We start from the raw sequence: 22,030 nt of genomic DNA, 5'->3' as shown, positions 1-22,030 counted from the left end.
AATACGGTCGATGGTTTGGCAGGCGCCGGCGGCAAGCCGCCGGGCCACTCAGCCAGCCGCGGCGCATGCCGCAGCGGGCTGCCATGCGGACAGTGGCTTAGTACAGCGCCTTGCCCGAAGCGTCCTTGACGCTGGTCTTCCAGGTCGTGCGGATCTGGTTCACGACCGCTTCCGGCAGCGGCACGTAGTCCAGGTCGGCGGCCATGTTGGCGCCGCTCTTGTAGGCCCAGTCGAAGAACTTCAGCACTTCCGCGCCTTGCGCAGCTTTTTCCTGGTTCTTGTGGACCAGGATGAAGGTAGCGCCGGCGATCGGCCATGCTGCCTTGCCCGGCTGGTTCGTCAGGATCTGGTAGTAGGTCTTGCTCCAGTCCGCACCGGCGGCGGCGGCCTTGAAGGCGTCGTCACCCGGCTGAACCACGGCCCCGGCCGAGTTCTTCATGTTCACGTGCGTCATCTTGTTCTGCTTGGCGTAGGCGTACTCGACGTAGCCGATCGCACCATTCAGACGCTGCACGAAAGCGGCCACGCCTTCGTTGCCCTTGCCGCCCGTGCCGCCGCCCGGCCAGTTGACAGTGGTGCCTTCGCCCACCGACTTCTGCCACTCGGGGCTGACCTTCGACAGGTAGTTCGTGAAGATGAAGGTGGTGCCCGAACCGTCAGCGCGGCGCACCGGCAGGATGTCCTGGTTCGGCAGCTTGGCGTGCGGGTTCAGTGCCTTGATGGCCGCATCATCCCACTTCTTGATCTTGCCCAGGTAGATATTGGCCAGCACCTCGCCGGTGATGGTCAGGTCGCCCGGCTTCACGCCCTGCAGGTTGATCACCGGCACCACGCCGCCGATCACAGTCGGGAACTGGACCAGACCCTGCTTGTTCAGGTCTTCGTCCTTCAGCGGAGCGTCAGAGGCGCCGAAATCGACCGTCTTGGCGCCAATCTGCTTGATGCCGCCCGACGAACCGATGGATTGATAGTTGACCTTGTTGCCCGTTGCTTTTTGGTATGCGTCGGCCCACTTGGAATAGACGGGCGCCGGGAAGGAAGCGCCTGCACCGGTAATTTCCGCCGCGAACGCAGTACCCGCTACGACCATCGAAACGATGCCTGCCACGGCAGTCTTGACCAGCTTCATATGTCCTCCAGAGAACATTGGTTGGGAATGACAAATTTTTGACAAGACGAACTGTATGCTCCGCACATGACAATTCCGTGACATCGCAGAATCTTCTTGGAAGCCCGTACGGACGCGGGCGGACCCGACATGCAATCCCCCACCGCCGTGGGGAAAGGGCAGTCGGTTAATTGCGTAATGCCGCAAAAAAAAACGCCGGGCATTCCCGGCGTGATGATGATGAAGTAGCGTTTCCGATTGGCCGCTGTCAGGCGCGCAATGCCTCCGCCAGCGTCTGTGCAGCCCGTTCGGCCGTCTCGGCGTGCTCGGCCTCTACCATCACACGGACCACGGGCTCGGTGCCCGACGCGCGGATCAGCACACGGCCGCGCCCAGCCAACTCCGGCTCCACGACCGCGCGGGCCGCCTTCAGGCCCGCATGCGATTGCCAGTCGAATCCCTTTTCGACCCGAACGTTGATGAGCTTCTGCGGGAACAGGCTGACGCCGTCGAGCAAGCCGGCCAGCGTCTTGCCGCTACGGCGCAGCGCCGCCAGCACCTGGAGCGCCGAGACGATGCCGTCGCCCGTGCTGTGCCGGTCCAGGCACAGCAGATGGCCGGAGCCTTCGCCGCCCAGCGTCCAGTGGCGCTTGTTCAGCTCTTCCAGGACATAGCGATCGCCGACTTTCGCGCGCACGAAGTCCACGCCGATACGCTTGAGCGCCAGCTCCACGGCCATGTTGGTCATGAGCGTGCCCACCGCGCCTTCGACCGCAAATCCTGCCGCCATGCGGTCGCGCACGATCAGGTACAGCAGTTCGTCGCCGTTGTAGAGGCGCCCTTCGCTGTCCACGACCTGCAGCCGGTCCGCATCGCCGTCGAACGCGAGACCCAGGTCGGCGCCGTGCTCCCGGACGGCTTCAATCAGCTTGCCGGGAGCGGTAGCGCCATAGCCATCGTTGATGTTGCGGCCGTCAGGCTGGTTGCCGATCGCGACGACGTCGGCGCCGAGTTCATGGAAGACGTGCGGTGCGATGTGGTAGGCGGCACCGTGCGCGCAGTCCACGACCAGCTTGAGACCACGCAGGTCCTGGCTGTTCGGGAACGTGCTCTTGCAGAACTCGATATAGCGACCGGGCGCGTCGTTGATGCGTCGCGCGCGGCCCAGGTCATCGGACGGCGCGCAGGTCATCGGCTCTTCAAGCGCTGCCTCGATCTTGGCCTCGACCTCGTCAGGCAGCTTGTCGCCGTCGGCCGAAAAGAACTTGATGCCGTTGTCGTAGTACGGATTGTGGCTGGCCGAGATGACCACGCCCGCCGACAGGCGCAGCGCGCGCGTCAGGTAGGCAATGCCAGGCGTCGGCAACGGTCCGGTCAGCAGCACATGGACACCGGCCGAAGTAAAGCCAGCCTCAAGTGCCGCCTCAAGCATATAGCCCGAAATCCGCGTGTCCTTGCCAATCAGCACGGTGGGCCGTCCCTGCCCGGTACTCGCACCATGTGCCAGTACCTTCCCAGCGGCGTGTCCCAGCCGCATGACGAAATCCGGCGTGATCGGCGACTCGCCGACCTTGCCGCGTACGCCATCAGTCCCGAAATACTTGCGCGTCATTCCCTTAGATCCTTTCTTGCTTGCTCTGTCTGGCAACTATGAATAGTGACTACTGCGGTTCCACTACTGTCACGGTCTCATTCCGGACTGCCCACCAGGTCTTGAGGGCATCCACCGTATCCTGCACATCATGCACGCGCACGATATACGCTCCGCGCTCTGCCGCACATACCGCCGCGGCAATGCTGGCCGCCACACGTTGCAGCGGCGGCCGGCCACCCAGGATGGCGCCAAGCGTCGACTTGCGCGACAGGCCCACCAGTAACGGCAGCCCGGCTTTCGCAAGCGCGGGCAACTGGCCAAGCAGGCGCAAATTATGATCCGGAGTCTTGCCGAAGCCAAATCCCGGGTCGAGCGTGATGCGGGCCGTATCGACACCAGCCTGGCACAGCACGGCCACGCGTTCGTCGAGGAAAGCAACCACCTCGGCCACCACATCGGTGTACTGCGGATCCTCCTGCATCGTCTGCGGGTCCCGCTGCATATGCATCACACACAGGCCGGCCTGCCCCTTCGCCACCGCTTCGACAGCGCCAGGCATGCGGAAGCCCCAGATATCGTTGATGAGATCGGCACCGGCCGCAAGCGATGCGCGCATGACCTCGGGCTTGTAGGTATCGATCGATAGCGGCTTGCCGCAATCGCGCAGGGCCTCGACGATGGGGATCACGCGCGCCAGTTCTTCATCAAGCGGCAATGCATCGGAACCGGGACGGCTCGACTCGCCACCGATATCGATGATGTCCACGCCTTCGGCGATGAGTTGCTCGGCATGCCGGAGCGCAGCGTCGCGCGTGGCGTGCTTGCCGCCATCGGAGAATGAATCAGGCGTTACGTTGAGAATGCCCATGACGAGCGGGCGACGATCCAGCGCAAAGCGAAAGCGGCCGCACTGGAAATGCCTGGATTGCGAAGTCTGCTGCAAGGTAGAAAGCTGGAAATGAAAAGAGAAGATCTGCGCACGGACCGCGCAGAAACGAGAAAGCCGGTGCCAAGGGCACCGGCTTGTCGGAACAGCTAGGTCGTCACCGTCTCGCTGACAGTGCGATCCGTGCCATCAGGCCGTGGCAGGCGCGTTGGTCGGCGCCACCGGCGAACCACCGGACGGGGCATTGCCACCACCGTTCGGGCCCGACACGCCACGCGGCGGACGCGGAGGCTTGCCAGCCATGATGTCGTTGACCTGATCGGCGTCGATCGTTTCCCACTCCATCAGCGCCGAGGTCATGGCCTCGACCTTGTCGCGGTTCTCTTCGAGCAGGCGCTTGGCCAGGCCGTACTGGTCGTCGATGATGCGGCGGATCTCGGCGTCAACCTTCTGCTGCGTAGCTTCCGAGACCGTCTTCGACGACAGCTTGCCGAACATGCCGTCCTGCTCAGTGTCGACGTAGACCATAGCGCCGAGCTCATCGCTCATGCCGAAACGGGTCACCATGTCGCGGGCGATCTTGGTGGCGCGCTCAAAGTCGTTGGATGCACCCGTGCTCATGGCGTTGAGGAAGACCTCTTCCGCCGCACGGCCGCCGAAGAGGATGGCGATCTCTTCGAGCATGTTGTCCTTGTACTTCGAGTACTTGTCATGCTCCGGCAGCTGCCAGGTCACGCCCAGCGCCCAGCCTCGCGGCATGATGGTGACCTTGTGGACCGGATCGGCCTTCGGCAGCAGCTTGGCGACCACCGCATGGCCGGACTCGTGGTAAGCCGTGGCCTTGCGCTCTTCCTCGCGCATGACCGTCGACTTGCGCTCCGGGCCCATGTAGATCTTGTCCTTCGCGTCTTCGAAGTCCTGCATGTCGACCACGCGCTTGCTGCGGCGGGCGGCGAACAGGGCGGCTTCGTTAACCAGGTTGGCCAGGTCCGCGCCCGAGAAGCCCGGGGTACCGCGTGCGATCACCGAAGCGTCCACATCGTTACCGATGGGCACCTTGCGCATATGCACCTTCAGGATCTGCTCACGGCCGCGGATATCCGGCAGTCCCACGTAGACCTGACGGTCGAAGCGGCCCGGACGCAGCAGCGCCTTGTCGAGGACATCGGAGCGGTTGGTCGCGGCGATCACGATCACGCCCGAGTTGGCCTCGAAGCCGTCCATCTCGACCAGCATCTGGTTCAGGGTCTGCTCGCGCTCGTCGTTGCCGCCGCCCATGCCGGCGCCGCGATGGCGGCCGACCGCGTCGATTTCATCGATGAACACGATACACGGCGCCTGCTTCTTGGCGTTCTCGAACATGTCGCGCACGCGGGCCGCGCCCACGCCAACGAACATTTCCACGAAGTCGGAACCCGAGATGCTGAAGAACGGCACCTTCGCCTCACCGGCGATGGCACGGGCCAGCAGCGTCTTGCCGGTACCCGGGGGGCCGACCAGCAGCACGCCGCGCGGGATACGGCCGCCCAGCTTCTGGAATTTCTGCGGGTCCTTCAGGAAGTCGACCAGTTCGACCACTTCTTCCTTGGACTCGTCGCAGCCGGCCACGTCCTGGAACGTGACGGCATTCTGGTTCTCATCGATCAGGCGCGCACGGGATTTACCGAACGAGAAGGCACCGCCTTTCCCGCCGCCCTGCATCTGTCGCATCATGTAGAACCAGAACACGATGATCAGCAGGGTCGGCCCGAGGTAATACAGGGCCTGCACCAGCACGTTAGGTTCGTCGTCAGCCTTGCCGGTCACCTGAACGCCATACTTCATCAGGTCGCCGACCATCCAGATGTCGCCCGGCGAGATGATGGTGTACTTGGCGCCCTCTTTCGGCGACACCACGAGGTTGCGGCCCTGCACGTCGACACGCGACACCTTGCCGTTCTTGGCGTCATCCATGAACTGCGAGTAGGTGACGCCGTCCTGTGCACGGGGCTTGTCGAACTGCTTGAAGACGGTAAACAACACCAGCGCGATCACGAGCCAGATTGCCGCCTTTTGAAACAGGTTGTTATTCAAGGCCGAACTCCTTTGCGATTGCCTTGCCAACGGATAGCTGCATTGTAATGCAGCGCCCGCCCCGAAGGGGAAACAGCGAAACTATGGAGCCGATAGCCCCGGGCCCAGAACTGCCCTCCACCTGCCGGATCCGTCAATTCACCACTTTCAGGTAACGCCCAAGGATAAAAGTTTCAGAGGATTTGTCGCGCGACGCCTTGGGCTTGCGTGGGGCGACCACTTTGAACTGTCGTTTGAACTTCTCGACGATCTGGCTATAGCCACTGCCGTGGAAACACTTTACCAGCAATGCGCCGTCCGGCTTCAGGTGGGTCTGGGCAAAATCCAAGGCCAGATCACACAGATATTCGATCCGCGCAGAGTCGGCAGAGGCTACACCGGACAAGTTGGGGGCCATGTCCGACAATACAAGATCGATTTTTGCGCCACCGGAAGCGGCCATGACCACTTCCTCCAACTGGCGGAATACGTCTTCCTCGCGAAAATCGCCCTGGATAAACGTGACATCCGCGACCGGCTCCATCGGCAGGATATCGATGGCCACTACGGCGCCGTCTGGCTTGCCGCCGGTCGCGCGCGGTGAAGCTGCCAGCTTGTTGCGCGCGTACTGGCTCCAGCTTCCCGGCGCTGCTCCCAGATCCACGATGACCTGGCCGGGCTGGATCAGCTTGTCCTGCTCGTCGATTTCCTTGAGCTTGTAAGCCGCGCGGGCACGATAACCCTCGCGCTGCGCCATCTTCACATACGGGTCGTTGATGTGGTCGTGCAGCCACGACTGGTTGAACTTGTTCTTGGACTTGCCTTTGGCCATTCTGATTACGCCTGTTTCCTGTCTGCCGGCGCCGCGAAGACGGGCGCGCCGCAATTTCTTGCCTGTTTTGCCGTTTTTTGCCGCCAACCTGTACTGGTTTGGCGGATAATACGCGCCAATCGCATGCCAGCGGCGGCCACTCCGGCTCGCCATTGCCCACACGGGCCGCTGGCAGCACTTATTGCCTGCGCCGTCAGCGCCTATTTATGTCCGCACTCCAACTTATTCCAGCCCAGCGCTCCGAACTCCGCTCCCGTGCCCATGGCCTCAATCCGGTCGTGATGATTGGCGCGGAAGGCCTGACGCGCGCGGTGCTGGCCGAAATCGACCGCAGCCTGGCGGCCCATGACCTGATCAAGATCCGCGTATTCGGTGATGACCGCGAAGCCCGCGTCGCCATCTACGAAGCCATTTGCGATGAACTCGACGCCGCGCCGATCCAGCATATCGGCAAGCTGCTGGTCGTCTGGCGCCCCGGCGAGGCGCGCCTCAAGGAAAACCAGCCGCAAGACCTGGGCCGTCACACCCCCGCCCGCCGTGGCGCCGCGCCGCGTACCGTCACGGTGAAAAAGCCGAGCGGTGCACCGAATCGCCGCCCGACCCGCAAGGATGTGACCGTGCTCGGCAATGAACGCGTTACGGCTGGCGGCAACGTCAAGCGCTCGCGCGCCCGGCCCACCAGCCAGAAGAAGAAGGCACTGGCCTGAAACAACGGCGGCCCGTGCGGGCCGCCCTCCCTTCCCGGCTGGCTATTCGCCGGCCGAGCGCGGCGCCGAAGCGCGCCACACCAGCGCCAGCGCCAGTACGCTCTGCAGCAGATAGAAGGCGCTGGACACGCCGTGCAGCATGCCGAACTGCGCACGGAACGGCGACTCCGACACCCCGACGCCGAGCGCCGTCGCCTTCTCCTTGAGGCTGCCCATGAACGGCTGGGTGCCGAAATAGCCCACCAGCACGCACACCAGCATCGCCAGAACGAGCCAGCGCAGCGCCCGATAGCGGCTGGCACCACGGCGGATCAGCACATTGCACAGCACGAGCTGCAGCACACCGATGGTCACGCCGAGGATGGCCTCGGTCTGGAACAGGTGGCCGGCGATCATGCCCGCCGTCTCGCGGCTGGGCAGCACGGAAAACAGCGTGGGGGCCACCATGTAGCCCACCGTCCACAAGCTGCCGGCCCAGACGACCGTCAGCAGCAGGAAGATACGGTGGGGCAGCGGCGGCAGACTGGAGTAAGAGGACGAAAACACTATCCGGTTCCGTGAGCCTTGCGGCCTCAGACGTAACGGACGGTGATGACTTCGTACTCGCGTTCGCCGCCCGGGGCCAGCACGGTGGCCACGTCGCCTTCGAACTTGCCAATCAGCGCGCGCGCGATCGGCGAGCTGACGGAGATCTTGCCGCTATCCAGATCGGCCTCATCATCGCCGACGATCTGGTAGCTCACGGGCTTGCCGGATTCCAGGTCTTCCAGGTCAACGGTGGCGCCGAACACAATGCGGCCATCCGTGTCGAGCTGGGTCGGGTCGATCACCTGCGCGGTAGACAGCTTGGATTCGACTTCCAGGATGCGGCCCTCGATAAAGGCCTGCTTTTCCTTGGCGGCGTCGTACTCGGCATTTTCGGAAAGGTCGCCCTGCGCGCGGGCCTCGGAGATGGCATTGATCACCGCGGGACGTTCGACGGCCTTCAGGCGGTGAAGCTCTTCCTTCAGGAGCTCGGCGCCGCGCTTGGTAATCGGAATGGTGCTCATGTCTTCGTTCAACAAAAAAATGAGCCGCAGCGGAGCTGGAACCGTGCCTGGCAACTGGCCAGGGCACTCCCGCTCAACCGCGGCTTTCGGATGGGAAAGGCGCCCGGAATACGGGCGCCGATCGACGAATTCGGAGTAGTTTAGGCCAAGAAGCCCGCTGACAGCAACACCGGCGGGCTCAGTGGCCTTGACGGAGCGCAAGCGCCCCGCCGTGCCGCAATGTTACGCCAGCGACGCATGCAGACCTTGCAGGTCGTAGACCTCCAGGCTCTGCATGTGCTTCAGGCCCTCCACCGCGGCGCTCGCGCCGGCGATGGTGGTGTAGTACGGCACGCGGTTGGCCAGCGCGGAGGTACGGATCGAACGCGAATCGGCAATCGCGCCGCGGGTCTCGTCCACCGTGGTGAACACCAGCGCCAGTTCGCCGTTCTTGATCATGTCCACGATGTGCGGACGACCGTCCTTGACCTTGTTGACCACCTTGACCGGAATGCCGGCGGCTTCGATGGCCGAAGCCGTGCCGCGCGTGGCGACGATCGGGTAGCCCATGTCGTGCAGCATGCGGGCCACGGCGACGGCGCGAACCTTGTCACTGTCCTTCACGGTGATCAGCACGGTGCCCTTCTCGGGCAGGCGCGAACCGGCAGCCAGCTGGCTCTTGAACAGGGCCTCGCCGAAAGTCTTGCCCACGCCCATCACTTCGCCGGTGGAACGCATTTCAGGTCCGAGGACCGGATCCACGCCCGGGAACTTGTTGAACGGGAACACCGCTTCCTTGACGCTGAAGTACGGCGGCACCACCTCGGCGGCGACACCTTGCGAGTCCAGCGACTGGCCAGCCATGCAGCGCGCGGCGATCTTCGCGAGCTGCAGGCCGGTTGCCTTCGATACGTATGGCACGGTACGCGACGCACGCGGGTTCACTTCCAGCACGTAGACGGTGTCGACACCGTTGTTCTGCTGGATCGCGAACTGCACGTTCATCAGGCCGACCACGTTCAGCGCGCGGGCCATGGCGGCGGTCTGGCGCTTCAGTTCGGCCACGGTCTCGGCCGACAGCGAGTACGGCGGCAGCGAGCAAGCCGAGTCGCCCGAGTGCACGCCAGCCTGCTCGATGTGCTCCATCACGCCACCGATGAACACGCGCTTGCCATCCGACAGCGCGTCAACGTCGCATTCGATCGCGTCGTTCAGGAAGCGGTCCAGCAGCACCGGCGAGTCGTTCGACACCTTGACGGCCTCGCGCATGTAGCGCTCGAGGTCACGCGGCTCGTGCACGATTTCCATCGCGCGGCCACCCAGCACGTACGACGGGCGCACCACCAGCGGGTAACCGATTTCCTCGGCCAGGCGCAGCGCTTCGTCTTCGGCACGCGCGGTGCGGTTCGGCGGCTGGCGCAGGCCCAGGTCCTGCAGCAGCTTCTGGAAGCGCTCGCGGTCTTCCGCGGCGTCGATCATGTCCGGGGTCGTGCCGATGATGGGCACGCCATTGCGCTCGAGGTCCAGCGCCAGCTTCAGCGGGGTCTGGCCGCCGTACTGGACGATCACGCCGACCGGCTTCTCGATGGCCACGATTTCCAGCACGTCTTCCAGCGTCACCGGCTCGAAGTACAGGCGGTCCGAGGTGTCATAGTCGGTCGACACGGTTTCCGGGTTGCAGTTGACCATGATGGTCTCGTACCCGTCTTCGCGCAGCGCCAGCGCGGCGTGCACGCAGCAGTAGTCGAACTCGATGCCCTGGCCGATCCGGTTCGGGCCACCGCCCAGCACCATGATCTTCTTCTTGTCGGTCGGGTTCGCTTCGCATTCGCCATGCTCGGCCTCGTAGGTCGAGTACATGTAGGCGGTGTTGGTCGCGAACTCAGCCGCGCAGGTGTCCACGCGCTTGTAGACCGGACGCACGTTCTGGGCGATGCGCGCTTCGCGCACGGCCTTGGCGTCGGTCTTCAGCAGCTTGGCCAGGCGGCGGTCCGAGAAGCCCTTTTGCTTCACGTAGCGCAGCTCGGCAGCCGACAGGGCTTCCAGCGTACGGGCCTTGATCTGGCCTTCGGTCTTGACGATGTCCTCGATCTGGGCCAGGAACCAAGGATCGATATCGGTCTCGGCGTACACCTCTTCGAGCGACATGCCGATACGGAACGCGTCGCCGACGTACCAGATGCGGTCCGGGCCAGCCTCGCCGATTTCCTCGACGATCTCGTCGCGGTCGGTCGACTTCTCGTCCAGGCCGTCCACGCCGACTTCCAGGCCGCGCAGCGCCTTCTGGAACGATTCCTGGAAGGTACGGCCCATGGCCATCACTTCACCGACCGACTTCATCTGGGTGGTCAGGTGGCTGTCCGCCTGCGGGAACTTCTCGAAGGCGAAACGCGGGATCTTGGTGACCACGTAGTCGATCGACGGCTCGAACGAAGCCGGGGTCGCGCCGCCGGTGATCTCGTTCTTCAGCTCGTCCAGCGTGTAGCCGACGGCCAGCTTGGCCGCGACCTTGGCGATCGGGAAGCCCGTGGCCTTCGAGGCCAGTGCCGACGAACGCGATACACGCGGGTTCATCTCGATCACGATCATCCGGCCATCGGTCGGATTGATCGAGAACTGCACGTTCGAACCGCCGGTGTCGACGCCGATCTCGCGCAGCACGGCCAGCGAGGCATTGCGCAGGATCTGGTATTCCTTGTCGGTCAGCGTCTGGGCCGGGGCCACGGTGATCGAGTCGCCCGTGTGGATGCCCATCGGGTCCAGGTTTTCGATCGAGCAGATGATGATGCAGTTGTCCGCCTTGTCGCGGACCACTTCCATCTCGTATTCCTTCCAGCCCAGCAGCGACTCTTCGATCAGCAGCTCGCGCGTCGGCGACAGGTCCAGGCCGCGCTTGCAGATCTCTTCGAATTCCTCGCGGTTGTAGGCGATGCCGCCGCCCGTGCCGCCCAGCGTGAACGACGGGCGGATCACGATCGGATAGCCGCTGGTGCCGGTGTCCTGCGCGATGCGGGTCTGCACGGCCAGCGCTTCTTCCATCGAGTGCGCGATGCCGGACTTGGCCGAACCAAGACCGATCTTGGTCATCGCGTCCTTGAACTTCTGGCGGTCCTCGGCCTTGTCGATGGCTTCGGGCGACGCGCCGATCAGTTCGACCTTGTACTTGTCCAGCACGCCGTGGCGATGCAGATCCAGCGCGCAATTCAGCGCGGTCTGGCCGCCCATGGTCGGCAGGATCGCGTCCGGACGTTCCTTCTCGATGATGCGCTCGACCACTTCCCAGGTAATCGGCTCGATGTAGGTCACGTCGGCCGTGGCCGGGTCGGTCATGATGGTCGCCGGGTTCGAATTGACCAGGATGACCTTGAAGCCTTCTTCACGCAGCGCCTTGCAGGCCTGGGCGCCGGAGTAGTCGAACTCGCACGCCTGGCCGATGATGATGGGGCCGGCGCCGATAATCAGGATGCTCTTGATGTCTGTGCGTTTTGGCATTGCACTGTCTCTTTTTTGGTCCGGCGGCCACTTGGGCCGGCGGCCGGAAAATCAGGAATCCAGCAGGATTCGGAAAGTTCAGTTCAGGGTGGCCGTCGCCAGCTTCGCACCGAAGCCGATGAACATGGCCCCCACGCCGCTCGACACGCCCGCCGACAGGCGTCGGCGGCGGCGGAATGCGGCGGCCAGCTTCACGCCGACGAAGATCAGCGTCGTCAGGTACAGGAAGCTGAAGATCTGCACGACCACGCCCAGCGCCAGGAACGACAGCGCGGCATAGCCGAAGCCCGGGTCGACGAACTGGATGAAGAACGAGATGAAGAACAGGATGGCCTTCGGGTTCATCAGGCTGATGACCAGCGCCTTGCGGAACGGGTTGGACTGGTCCGCCGGCGCGGCCGTGGCAGCTTCCGCCGCAGCCCGCTCCGCCTTGCCGGCACTCGCCCAGTTACGGACGGCTCCGCGCAGCATGTTGAACCCGATCCAGCCCAGGTAGGCCGCGCCGATGTACTTCACCACGTAGAACAGCGCCGGGCTGGCCTTCAGCAGCGAGGCCACGCCCGCCGCCGACAGCACCATCAGCACCGCATCGCCGAGGAACACGCCGCACGCACCCTTGTAGCCCGCGCGCACGCCGCGCTGAGCCGCCACCGACAGCACATACATCGAGTTCGGGCCCGGCAGCAGCACGATGAAGATCGTGCCCAGCACATAGGTCCAGAAATCGGTGATGCCGAAGGCGGTATGCATGAAGGCGTTCATGGCGTGTCCTTGTTTCCTGCTCGTCTCTGTTCTTCGCTGCTCGTGATGGGCCCGCGCTTACTTGCGCGCGTCCGCCATCATCTTCGTGAAGCGGTCGAACAGGTAAGCCACGTCGTTCGGGCCAGGCGACGCTTCCGGGTGACCCTGGAAGCAGAACGCCGGCTTGTCGGTCAGCGCAAAGCCCTGCAGCGTGCCATCGAACAGCGACACGTGCGTCACGCGCGCGTTGGCGGGCAGCGTCTCGGCGTCCACCGCGAAACCGTGGTTCTGCGACGTGATCATCACGCGGCCATCGTCCAGGTCCTTGACCGGATGGTTGGCGCCGTGGTGGCCGGCCTTCATCTTCAGCGTCTTGGCGCCGATGGCCAGCGCCATGATCTGGTGGCCCAGGCAGATGCCGAAGGTCGGGATGCCGCGCTCGATGAACTCGCGCGTAGCCTTGATCGCGTAGTCGCACGGTTCCGGATCGCCGGGGCCGTTGGACAGGAACACGCCATCCGGATTCAGCGCCAGAGCGTCGGCTGCAGTGGCTTGCGCCGGCAGTACCGTCACCTTGCAGCCGCGCTCGGCCAGCATGCGCAGGATGTTGAACTTGACGCCGTAGTCATAGGCGACCACGTGGAACTGCGGCTTGTCCTGCTTGCCGTAGCCCTGGCCGAGTTCCCATTCCGACTGCGTCCAGTCATACGGCTCCTTGACCGACACCACCTTGGCCAGGTCCATGCCGGCCAGGCCGGGGAACGAGCGGGCCAGGTCGATGGCCTTCTGGACGTTGTCCTCGCCAGCCAGGATGCAGCCGTTCTGGGCGCCCTTCTCGCGCAGGATGCGGGTCAGCTTGCGGGTATCGATGCCGGCAATGGCGACGACCTTTTCCTGCTTCAGGTAATGGCCGAGCGTGTGCTCCTTGCGGAAATTCGAGGCCAGAATCGGCAGATCCTTGATGATCAGGCCGGCGGCATGGACTTTCGTGGCTTCAACATCCTCACGGTTGACGCCGTAATTCCCGATGTGCGGATACGTCAGCGTGACGATCTGCCGGGAATAGCTCGGGTCGGTGAGGATTTCCTGATAACCGGTGATGGCGGTGTTGAACACCACTTCGCCGATGGTATGGCCGGAAGCGCCGATGGAATAGCCACGAAAGACCGTGCCGTCTGCAAGCGCGAGAATGGCGGACGGGAAAGACGGTAACACGGGTAGGCTCCTGCTGGACTCACCCCGTGACCGACCTGATCAACGCCTCGTGCCCCATTGAGATCCCGGTACGGCTGCATTGGCACTGTGCCAAGCGGCGCAACTCGGTCGCTGCATGCTCTTTGCATCACATATCTCAATGCTGGCGAAGGCTGCGCGGACGGGGGCGGCGGAAGGTGGAAAGCGGTTGGCGCTAGGGTGAAGGGTTCTGAAAGCGAAACTTTCGGATTATATCCCGCGCCGGCCAATTTCTCAAGTTTTCAAGGACTTGCGTGCGACCGGGCAGCGCTCGCGCCGCCCGGTCCGCCCGCCATCGTCCTGGCGTCCCGCCCTATGCCGCCGGCGGCACAACCGCTGTCACTTCGATCTCCACCTTCGCGCGAGGCTCGACCAGATCGGCCACTTCCACTGCCGTCATCGCCGGGAAATGGCGGCCGATGATGTCCCGGTAATGCTGGCCGATGACAGGGTACGCGCCCACGTACTCAGCCTTGTCCTTCACATACCAGGTCATGCGCGTGATGTGCTCGGCCCTGGCGCCGCCGGCTTCCAGCACGGCGACGATATTGCGCAGCGCCTGCGCCACCTGCAGGCCAAAGTCGTCCGTCTCGAACTCGCACTGGCCGTTCCAGCCGATCTGGCCTCCGACGAAGATGAGCCGGCTGCCGGCCTGCATCTCGGTCATGATGCCGTTGGAATAGCCGCGCGGAGCGGCCCAGTCGGGCGGCTGCAGAATTTTCATGATTGCTTCCTGATATTTCGGTTACTCGAATTGCCTTGAATCTTCAGACGCCCAGGCCGCCGGGTGCGGCCAGGGTTGCATCCACGTACTGCGCCATCGCCTGCCGCACGGGTTCCGGCAGCGGTCGTGGCGCGATCTTGCCCGTATCGACGCAGACCAGCCGCTGCATCACTTCCAGCCGCAAGCCGCCGTCAGCGCCCACGAACCGCACCTGCACCGTGAAGCTGGACTGCCCGAGCTTCACCACGCGCAACTCCCGCGTGAGCAACTCCCCAAGGCGGCTCGGTGCGACAAAACGGCAATGCAGGTCGGCGGTCGGCACGCCAGCATGCCCTGCGCCATGCATCGCATCGAAGGGCCAGTCCAGCGCCTGCGCGAACCAGTCCTCAATGAAGTCGTTGAGCATCTCGAAGTAGCGCGGATAGAACACGATGCCGGCGGCATCGCAGTGCTTGAAGCGCACCAGCACGGTGTTGCGGAATACGGCGCTCATGGCTGGCCTGCCCCCGGCGCGGCGCCGTTGCCCTGCTCCGCCATCTGGCGCAGCCGGAAGCGCTGCAGCTTGCCGGTTTCTGTGCGCGGCAGCGCCGGCACGAAGACGATGCGCCGCGGATACTTGTACGGCGCGATCTCGCGCTTCACATAGTCCTGCAGCGCGGCGCGCGTGGCCTCACTGGCCTCCACGCCTTCGCGCAGCACGACGTAGGCCGTGACGACCTGCCCGCGCTCCGCGTCCGGTGCGCCGACCACGCCGCATTCGGCCACGTCCTTGTGCTGCATCAGCGTGCCCTCCACCTCGGGGCCGGCGATGTTGTAGCCAGCCGAGATGATCATGTCGTCGGAGCGCGCCTGGTAGAAGTAGTAGCCGTCCTCGTCCATGACGAAGGTGTCGCCGGGCAGGTTCCACCCGGCCTTCACGTAGTTGGCCTGGCGCGGGTCGTCCAGGTAGCGGCACCCCGTCGGTCCGCGCACTGCGAGCTTGCCCACGGTCCCGGGCGGCACGGGCTGCATGTTCTCGTCGACGATCTGGGCGACGTAGCCCGGCACGACCTTGCCGATGGATCCGGGCTTCACGTCGGCGCCCGCGCTGGAGATGAAGATGTGCATCATCTCCGTGCCGCCGATGCCGTCGGTCATCTCGATACCGGTTGCCGCCTTCCACGCCTGGCGCGTGGCATCGGGCAGCGCCTCGCCGGCCGACACGCTCTTCTTCAGGCTGCGCAAGTCGTAGCGTGACGCCAGCGCGGCCATCTGACGGTAGAAGGTCGGCGCAGTGCACACGATGGTCGCGCGGAAGTCCGCAATCAGCTGCAGCAGACTGTCCGGCGTGAGCTTCTCCGCCAGCACGGTGCTGGCGCCGATGCGCCATGGAAAGCACAGGATGCCGCCAAGCCCGAACGTGAAGGCGATCGGCGGTGTGCCGCAGAAGATATCGTCCGGTTCCGGGCGCAGCACGTGGCGCGGGAACAGGTCGCACATCGCCAGCACGTCGCGATGGAAGTGGACCGTGCCCTTGGGCTGGCCCGTGGTACCGCTGGTAAAGGCGATCAGGCAGATATCGTCGGACGCCGTATCGCACGCATCGAAGGTGTCCGGCTTGCCCGCCATGGCAGCTTCCAGCGATCCTTCGCCCTCGCCGTTGAAGTACAGCGCCTGAGCCAAGCTCGGGCAGTGATGCTCCACGCCCGGCTGCCGGTTCGCCTCCAGCTCCTCGCGCAGCCGCACATCGCACAGCGCCGCAGTGACCTGCGCCTTGTCGAGGATCTGCTTGAGCTCCTTGGCGCGCAGCAACGGCATGGTCGGCACCGCGATCAGGCCCGCTTTGATGGTCGCGAGCCAGCTCGCCGCCATCATCAGGTTGTTGGGCCCGCGCAGCAGCACGCGATTGCCCGGCACCAGCTTCATATCCTCGGTCAGCACATGGGCGATCCGGTTGCTCAGCGCCGCGAGCTGGGCGAAGGTGATCGTCTCGATGCCGTCGCCGCGCCGCTGGCGGATGGCTACGCGTTCGCCGCGCCCTTCTCGCACGTGCCGGTCAACCAGTTCCACGGCGCAGTTCAGGCGCTCGGGGTAGTCGGTATCCGCGTTGAAGCGGAACTCGGGCCACGCCTGCGGCGGGGGCAGCCGGTCGCGGGCGAAGGTATCGAGGTGGGCGGTGATCGCCATGACTTGTCTCCTGTCTGCTGTATCGCTGACTTGATGATGTGTGTCGGGCCGAGCCGGTTCAGACGGCCTGGGCCGCCAGCGTTTCGCGCGCGATGATGAGCTTCTGGACCTCCGTCGCGCCTTCGTAGATGCGCAGCGAGCGGATTTCGCGATAGAGCCCTTCCACGCGCGTGCCGACCTTGACACCGAGGCCGCCGAACATCTGCACCGCGCGGTCGATGACCTGCTGCGCGTTTTCGGTGGCCACCATCTTGGCCATGGCCGCTTCGCGCGTGGTGCGTACACCCTTCACATCGCGCAGCCATGCCGCACGGTAGGTCAGCAGCGCTGCCGCGTCGATGGCGGTGGCCATGTCGCCGATCGCCGCCTGCGTGAGCTGCAGGTCGGCCAGCACGCCGCCGAACATCGGCCGTGCACGCGCACGTGTCAGCGCCTCATCGAGTGCGGCGCGGCCGAAGCCGAGCGCGGCCGCCGCCACTGACGCGCGGAAGATGTCCAGCGTCATCATCGCCACCTTGAAACCCTGCCCCGCTTCGCCGAGGCGATTGCCCACCGGCACGCGGCAATTTTCGAAGCGCAGCGTGGCAAGCGGGTGCGGCGCCATGACGTCGATACGCTCCGCGATGCTCAGGCCCGGCGTGTTGGCATCGACCACGAACGCGGAGATGCCGCGCGCGCCCGGCGCCTCGCCGGTACGCACGAATACGCAGTAGAAATCGGCAATGCCGCCGTTGGAGATCCACGTCTTGGCGCCGTCGATCACATAGTGGGTGCCGTCGGCATCGAGCTTCGCGCTGCACTGCATTGCTGCCACATCGGAACCGGCGTCCGGCTCGGACAGCGCAAACGCTGCGATGGCCTCGCCACGCGCCACGCGCGGCAGGTAACGTTCGCGGATGGCGTCACTGCCAGCGAGCGAGATCGCACCCGATCCAAGCCCTTGCATGGCGAATGCAAAATCGGCCAACCCATCATGACGGGCCAGCGTTTCACGCAACAGGCACAGCGAACGCGAATCGAGCGCCGGCAACGCGCCGCCATGCGCGGCCGGCACGCAGTAACGGAGCCAGCCGGCCTGGCCAAGCTGACGCACCAGTGCGCGGCATGCGGCATCGGTATCGCTGTGGTCAACTTTCAGGTTCGCCGCGCACCAGGCGTCCAGGTCGCGTTCGAGCGTGCGGTGCGAATCGTCAAGCAGCGGCAGGTCGAGGTAAGTCTTGTCGGACATCGGAAATCCTTTTGGTTGCGCCTTCGTTTGCGCTCAGTCGCCCTCGAACACCGGCTTGTTCTTGGCGACGAACGCCTCATAGGCGCGCCGGAAGTCGCGTGTCTGCATGCAGATGGCCTGCGCTTCGGCTTCGGCCTCGATGGCTTCGTCTAGGCCCATGTTCCATTCCTGGTGCAGCAGCTTCTTGGTCACGCCGTGCGCAAAGGTCGGACCGGCGGAGAGTTGCGCAGCCAGCGCGTGCGCCTCGGCCAGCACCTTGTCTGACGCATGCAGCGCATTGAAGAAGCCCCACTGCAGGCCTTCTTCCGCGGTCATCACGCGGCCGGTGTAAAGCAGTTCGCTGGCCCGGCCCTGCCCGATCACGCGCGGCAGCAACGAGCACGCGCCCATGTCGGCACCCGCCAAACCCACGCGCACGAACAGGAAAGCGGTCTTGGCCTGTGCCGTGCCCACGCGCATGTCGGAAGCCAGTGCCATCATTGCCCCAGCTCCGGCGCAGATGCCGTCAATCGCGCTGATCACCGGCTGCGGGCACGCACGCATGGCCTTGACGAGGTCGCCGGTCATGCGCGTGAAGTCGAGCAGCTCCGGCATGGTCATCTTCGTGAGCGGCCCGATGATCTCGTGCACGTCGCCACCCGAGCAGAAATTGCCGCCCGCGCCAGTCACGACCACGGTCTTGATATCGCTCGCATAGCACAGCGCGCGGAACAGGTCGCGCAGCTCGGCATAGGAATCGAACGTGAGCGGGTTCTTGCGCTCCGGGCGGTTCAGCGTGATGGTGCCCACCTTGCCGTCGTCCGAGACGGACCACAGGAAGTGTTTCGGCGAGTAGTCCGCAAAGCTGCGCTTGTGGTGGCGCATGTCGAGCGCGATATCGGTCATGGTTTCTCTCTGTCTGATTCGGTCTGCAGCGCGTTCCGCTGCCCTGTTCGCTTGCGCTGCCGCATACCTGCGGCTTGCGTTCATCCGGTCATCACTTCGCCGCCCGCCACGGCGATCGCCTGCCCCGTCATCGCGCTCGCCGATGGCTGGCACAGCCATGCCACCGCGTCCGCGACTTCGTCGGGCTGCACCAGCCTGCGCTGCGGGTTGCGTGCCGCGAGCTCGGCGCGCGCCTCCGCCTCGCTACGGCCGGTCTTGTCGACGATATTGGCCACGGCGTCGCGCACGATGTCGGTCTCCGTATAACCCGGGCAGACCGCATTGACGGTCACGCCACTGCGCGCCGTTTCCAGCGCCAGCGAACGCGTGAGACCGATCACGCCATGCTTGGCCGCGCAGTAGGCGCTGACGTAGCCATAGCCGATCAGGCCCGCGGTGCTTGCGACATTGACGATGCGCCCCCACCCCGCTGCCGTCATCGCGGGCAGCGCAGCCTGCGTGCACAGGAAGGTGCCCGTCAGGTTGACGTCCAGCATGCGCTGCCACAGCGCCAGGCTGGTCTTGCCGAACGGCGCGCTATGCGCCTGGCCGGCGTTGTTCACAAGCACGCCTACCGGGCCGGCCTTGGCCACGGCCGCGGCAAACGCGGCCGCGACGCTGTCGGCATCGCTGATGTCGGCAGGCACCGCAGTCAGCACCGCAGCACCGACCAGCAGCGGACGCAGTTCATCGACGGCGCATTCCAGCACCTGCACGTCGCGTCCAACCAGCGTGACGCTCGCGCCGTCAGCCAGCAGCCGCCGCGCGATTGCCGCGCCGATGCCGCGCCCGCCACCGGTGACCAGTGCGTGCCGGCCTTGCAGGGAAAACTCGGCTGCCATCGTCAGTGCTCCACCACGGCGCGGGCCAAAGCCGCCGCGCGTTCCAGGTTGGTTTCGAGCTGGCGCTTGCCGGCCTCATACTGCCGCGGCCAGCTCACGTCGCGGTAGCCGAGCTTCGCCGCCTCATGCAGCGTCCACGCCGGATCGGCCAGATGCGGACGCGCCACGGCGCACAGGTCCGCACGACCCGCGGCGATGATGCTGTCGACATGGTCAGCCTCGAAGATCGCGCCCACCGCAATCGTCGGAATATCTGCCTCGTTACGGATGCGGTCAGCAAACGGCGTCTGGTACATCCGACCGTAGACCGGCGCCTGGTCCGGGCTGACCTGGCCCGATGAACAGTCGATCATGTCGGCGCCGGCTGCCTTGAACGCACGCGCGATCTCCACCGCATCATCGGGCGTGATGCCGCCTTCGACCCAGTCGTGCGCCGAGATGCGGACCGACATCGGCTTGTCGGCCGGCCATACCGCACGCACGGCCGCAAACACTTCGAGCGGGTAGCGCAGCCGGTTGGCGAGCGTGCCGCCGTATTCGTCGGCGCGCTGGTTGCTCAGCGGCGAGATGAAGCTCGACAGCAGGTAACCGTGCGCGCAGTGCAACTCAAGCCAGTCGAATCCGGCCTCTGCTGCGCGGTGTGCAGCAGCGACGAAATCATCGCGCACGCGGTCCATATCTTCACGCGTCATTTCACGCGGCACCTGCGATTCGCCGGGCAGATACGGAATCGGCGAGGCCGACAGCAGCGGCCAGTTGCCCTGCGGCAGCGGATGGTCCATCTTCTCCCATCCCAGTTGCGTCGACCCCTTGCGCCCGGCATGACCGATCTGCATGGCGATGCGCGCGTCGCTGTTCGCATGCACGAAATCGACGATGCGCTTCCACGCATCGCGCTGCGCGTCGTTCCACAAACCCGGGCACGCCGGCGTGATGCGCGCATCGGGCGACACGCAGGTCATCTCGGCCACGACCATGCCGGCCCCGCCGAGCGCGCGCGAGCCGAGATGCACCAGATGGAAATCGCCCGGCACGCCATCCACGCTCGAGTACATCGCCATCGGCGAGACCACCACGCGGTTCTTCAACGTGACACCTCGCACGCGGTACGGCGTGAACATCGGGGGAACGGGCTTGTCTTCGCGCAGTCGCAGCGATTCGGCAGGCACGCCGGCCTCTCCGGCCAGCCAGTGCTCGAACTTCTGCACGTAGCCAGCATCGCGCACACGCAGGTTCTCATGCGAGATGCGCTGAGAACGCGTCAGCAGCGAATATGCAAACTGCTCGGGCGCGAGTCCCGCATAGCGCTCGACATTCTCGAACCATTCGGTGGAATTGCGCGCGGCGTTCTGGATCTTCAGCACTTCCACGCTGCGGGTAGCCTCGTAGCGCTCCAGCGCCGCAGGCAGCGCGTCATGCGCGGACGGGCCCGAAGCCGCGATATCGGTGGCCAGATCGATCGCGTCTTCCAGCGCCAGTTTCGTACCCGAGCCAATGGAGAAATGCGCCGTGTGCGCGGCATCGCCCATCAGCACCACCGGCACGCGGCGGCCGTCGGGCAGCGTGTTCCAGTGCACCCAGTGCTTGCAGATCACGCGTGGGAAGCGGATCCAGTTGGCCGAGCCGCGCAGATGGGTGGCATTGCTGATCAGCTTGTTGCCGTCGAGGTATCTGGCGAAGAGCTTCTCGCAGTACGCGATGCCCTCTTCCTGGCTCATCTGCTCGATGCCTGCAGCGCGCCAGACCTCTTCCGGCGTCTCGACGATAAAGGTCGAGGTGTTGTCGTCAAAGCGGTACGCATGCGCCTGGAACCAGCCGTGTTCGGTCTTCTCGAACGCAAACGTGAACGCATCGAACAGCTTGTGCGTGCCGAGCCAGACGAAGCGGCACTGGCGCGTGTCGATATCCGGCTGGAAAGTGTCGGCGTAGCGGGTACGGATGCGGCTGTTCAGGCCGTCCGAGGCAATGACGAGATCGGCCTGGTACTGCATCGCCAGCGCCTGATCGTCCGAGACATCCGTCTCGAACACCAGCTTGACGCCGAGCGCTTCGCAGCGCGCCTGCAGGATGTTAAGCAGGCGCTTGCGGCCGATGCCGATAAAGCCGTGGCCACCCGAGCGGATGGTGCGGCCGCCGATATGGACATCGATGTCGTCCCAGTGGTTGAACGCCTCGTTGATCTCGGCGGCGCTGACGGGATCGGCAACCTTGAGGTTGTCCATGGTGGCGTCGGAGAACACCACGCCCCACCCAAAGGTGTCATAAGGCCGGTTGCGCTCCACCACGATGACTTCATTAGCCGGATCCTGCAGCTTCATCAACAGCCCGAAGTACAGTCCCGCTGGGCCGCCGCCAATACAAAGCACTCGCATCTGTCGTCTCCTGCCGGGCACCCCGCATAGGCAGGGAGCACATCTAAATCAGGTTTAAATATTTTATGCTTCAAATATTAGTCTGCATGCCCGGCCGTTGC

Annotated in this window: 18 protein-coding genes; 1 reads left to right on the top strand and 17 read right to left on the bottom strand. The window is 64.7% G+C overall.

Annotation, left to right across the window (positions count from 1 at the left end; translation table 11 throughout):
- Nucleotides 1–97: 97 nt before the first annotated feature.
- The 5 genes from pstS to KHO41_RS07120 form a co-directional block, all read right to left on the bottom strand.
- Nucleotides 98–1,129: a phosphate ABC transporter substrate-binding protein PstS gene (pstS, locus tag KHO41_RS07140; RefSeq protein WP_211952595.1), complete on the bottom strand. Its 1,032-nt coding sequence runs from the start codon at nucleotides 1,127–1,129 to the stop codon at nucleotides 98–100.
- Nucleotides 1,130–1,376: 247 nt separating this feature from the next.
- On the bottom strand, nucleotides 1,377–2,720 hold the full coding sequence (gene glmM, locus KHO41_RS07135) for a phosphoglucosamine mutase (RefSeq protein ID WP_211952594.1): 1,344 nt from the start codon (nucleotides 2,718–2,720) through the stop codon (nucleotides 1,377–1,379).
- 49 nt (nucleotides 2,721–2,769) lie between these two features.
- Nucleotides 2,770–3,570, bottom strand: a complete 801-nt coding sequence (gene folP / locus KHO41_RS07130; RefSeq protein ID WP_211952651.1) for a dihydropteroate synthase — start codon at nucleotides 3,568–3,570, stop codon at nucleotides 2,770–2,772.
- A 207-nt stretch (nucleotides 3,571–3,777) separates the two neighbouring features.
- Nucleotides 3,778–5,661 carry an ATP-dependent zinc metalloprotease FtsH gene (gene ftsH, locus KHO41_RS07125; RefSeq protein WP_211952593.1) on the bottom strand — a complete coding sequence of 628 codons (1,884 nt, stop codon included), beginning with the start codon at nucleotides 5,659–5,661 and terminating at the stop codon, nucleotides 3,778–3,780.
- Between the two features lie 133 nt (nucleotides 5,662–5,794).
- Nucleotides 5,795–6,472 carry an RlmE family RNA methyltransferase gene (locus tag KHO41_RS07120; RefSeq protein ID WP_011298329.1) on the bottom strand — a complete coding sequence of 226 codons (678 nt, stop codon included), beginning with the start codon at nucleotides 6,470–6,472 and terminating at the stop codon, nucleotides 5,795–5,797.
- A 206-nt stretch (nucleotides 6,473–6,678) separates the two neighbouring features.
- Here KHO41_RS07120 and KHO41_RS07115 point away from each other — a divergent pair, with 206 nt between their 5' ends.
- Nucleotides 6,679–7,179, top strand: a complete 501-nt coding sequence (locus KHO41_RS07115) for a YhbY family RNA-binding protein (RefSeq protein WP_211952592.1) — start codon at nucleotides 6,679–6,681, stop codon at nucleotides 7,177–7,179.
- A 42-nt stretch (nucleotides 7,180–7,221) separates the two neighbouring features.
- On the opposite strand, the gene KHO41_RS07110 is transcribed toward KHO41_RS07115, so the two are convergent.
- From KHO41_RS07110 to KHO41_RS07055, 12 genes are all read right to left on the bottom strand, one after another.
- Nucleotides 7,222–7,725, bottom strand: a complete 504-nt coding sequence (locus KHO41_RS07110; RefSeq protein ID WP_211952591.1) for a DUF4149 domain-containing protein — start codon at nucleotides 7,723–7,725, stop codon at nucleotides 7,222–7,224.
- A gap of 26 nt (nucleotides 7,726–7,751) precedes the next feature.
- Entirely contained in the window at nucleotides 7,752–8,228 is a 477-nt protein-coding gene (greA, locus tag KHO41_RS07105) for a transcription elongation factor GreA (protein ID WP_211952590.1), read from the bottom strand.
- 222 nt (nucleotides 8,229–8,450) lie between these two features.
- Nucleotides 8,451–11,699: a carbamoyl-phosphate synthase large subunit gene (gene carB, locus KHO41_RS07100; protein WP_211952589.1), complete on the bottom strand. Its 3,249-nt coding sequence runs from the start codon at nucleotides 11,697–11,699 to the stop codon at nucleotides 8,451–8,453.
- A gap of 78 nt (nucleotides 11,700–11,777) precedes the next feature.
- A complete protein-coding gene (leuE, locus tag KHO41_RS07095) occupies nucleotides 11,778–12,461 on the bottom strand; it encodes a leucine efflux protein LeuE (protein ID WP_211952588.1) in 684 nt (227 codons plus the stop codon).
- A 57-nt stretch (nucleotides 12,462–12,518) separates the two neighbouring features.
- Complete coding sequence (carA, locus tag KHO41_RS07090) at nucleotides 12,519–13,655, bottom strand: glutamine-hydrolyzing carbamoyl-phosphate synthase small subunit (RefSeq protein ID WP_211952587.1); 1,137 nt, start codon at nucleotides 13,653–13,655, stop codon at nucleotides 12,519–12,521.
- 331 nt (nucleotides 13,656–13,986) lie between these two features.
- The gene (locus KHO41_RS07085) at nucleotides 13,987–14,397 is read right to left on the bottom strand and encodes a RidA family protein (RefSeq protein ID WP_211952586.1); all 411 of its coding nucleotides are present in this window, start codon (nucleotides 14,395–14,397) and stop codon (nucleotides 13,987–13,989) included.
- 43 nt (nucleotides 14,398–14,440) lie between these two features.
- On the bottom strand, nucleotides 14,441–14,890 hold the full coding sequence (locus KHO41_RS07080; RefSeq protein ID WP_211952585.1) for an acyl-CoA thioesterase: 450 nt from the start codon (nucleotides 14,888–14,890) through the stop codon (nucleotides 14,441–14,443).
- The gene (locus KHO41_RS07075; RefSeq protein WP_211952584.1) at nucleotides 14,887–16,563 is read right to left on the bottom strand and encodes an AMP-binding protein; all 1,677 of its coding nucleotides are present in this window, start codon (nucleotides 16,561–16,563) and stop codon (nucleotides 14,887–14,889) included. The genes KHO41_RS07080 and KHO41_RS07075 overlap by 4 nt, the downstream gene beginning before the upstream one ends.
- Nucleotides 16,564–16,621: 58 nt before the next feature.
- Complete coding sequence (locus KHO41_RS07070) at nucleotides 16,622–17,791, bottom strand: acyl-CoA dehydrogenase family protein (protein WP_211952583.1); 1,170 nt, start codon at nucleotides 17,789–17,791, stop codon at nucleotides 16,622–16,624.
- Between the two features lie 33 nt (nucleotides 17,792–17,824).
- Complete coding sequence (locus KHO41_RS07065; RefSeq protein ID WP_211952582.1) at nucleotides 17,825–18,676, bottom strand: enoyl-CoA hydratase family protein; 852 nt, start codon at nucleotides 18,674–18,676, stop codon at nucleotides 17,825–17,827.
- Nucleotides 18,677–18,756: 80 nt separating this feature from the next.
- The gene (locus KHO41_RS07060; RefSeq protein ID WP_211952581.1) at nucleotides 18,757–19,557 is read right to left on the bottom strand and encodes an SDR family NAD(P)-dependent oxidoreductase; all 801 of its coding nucleotides are present in this window, start codon (nucleotides 19,555–19,557) and stop codon (nucleotides 18,757–18,759) included.
- Nucleotides 19,558–19,559: 2 nt separating this feature from the next.
- On the bottom strand, nucleotides 19,560–21,929 hold the full coding sequence (locus KHO41_RS07055) for a bifunctional salicylyl-CoA 5-hydroxylase/oxidoreductase (RefSeq protein WP_211952580.1): 2,370 nt from the start codon (nucleotides 21,927–21,929) through the stop codon (nucleotides 19,560–19,562).
- Nucleotides 21,930–22,030: the final 101 nt, after the last annotated feature.

The sequence above is a fragment of the Cupriavidus numazuensis genome, from assembly GCF_905397435.1.
GTDB lineage: Bacteria > Pseudomonadota > Gammaproteobacteria > Burkholderiales > Burkholderiaceae > Cupriavidus > Cupriavidus numazuensis.
The sequence above is the reverse complement of the archived record's forward strand: the minus strand, read 5'-3'. Positions and strand labels throughout refer to the sequence as shown.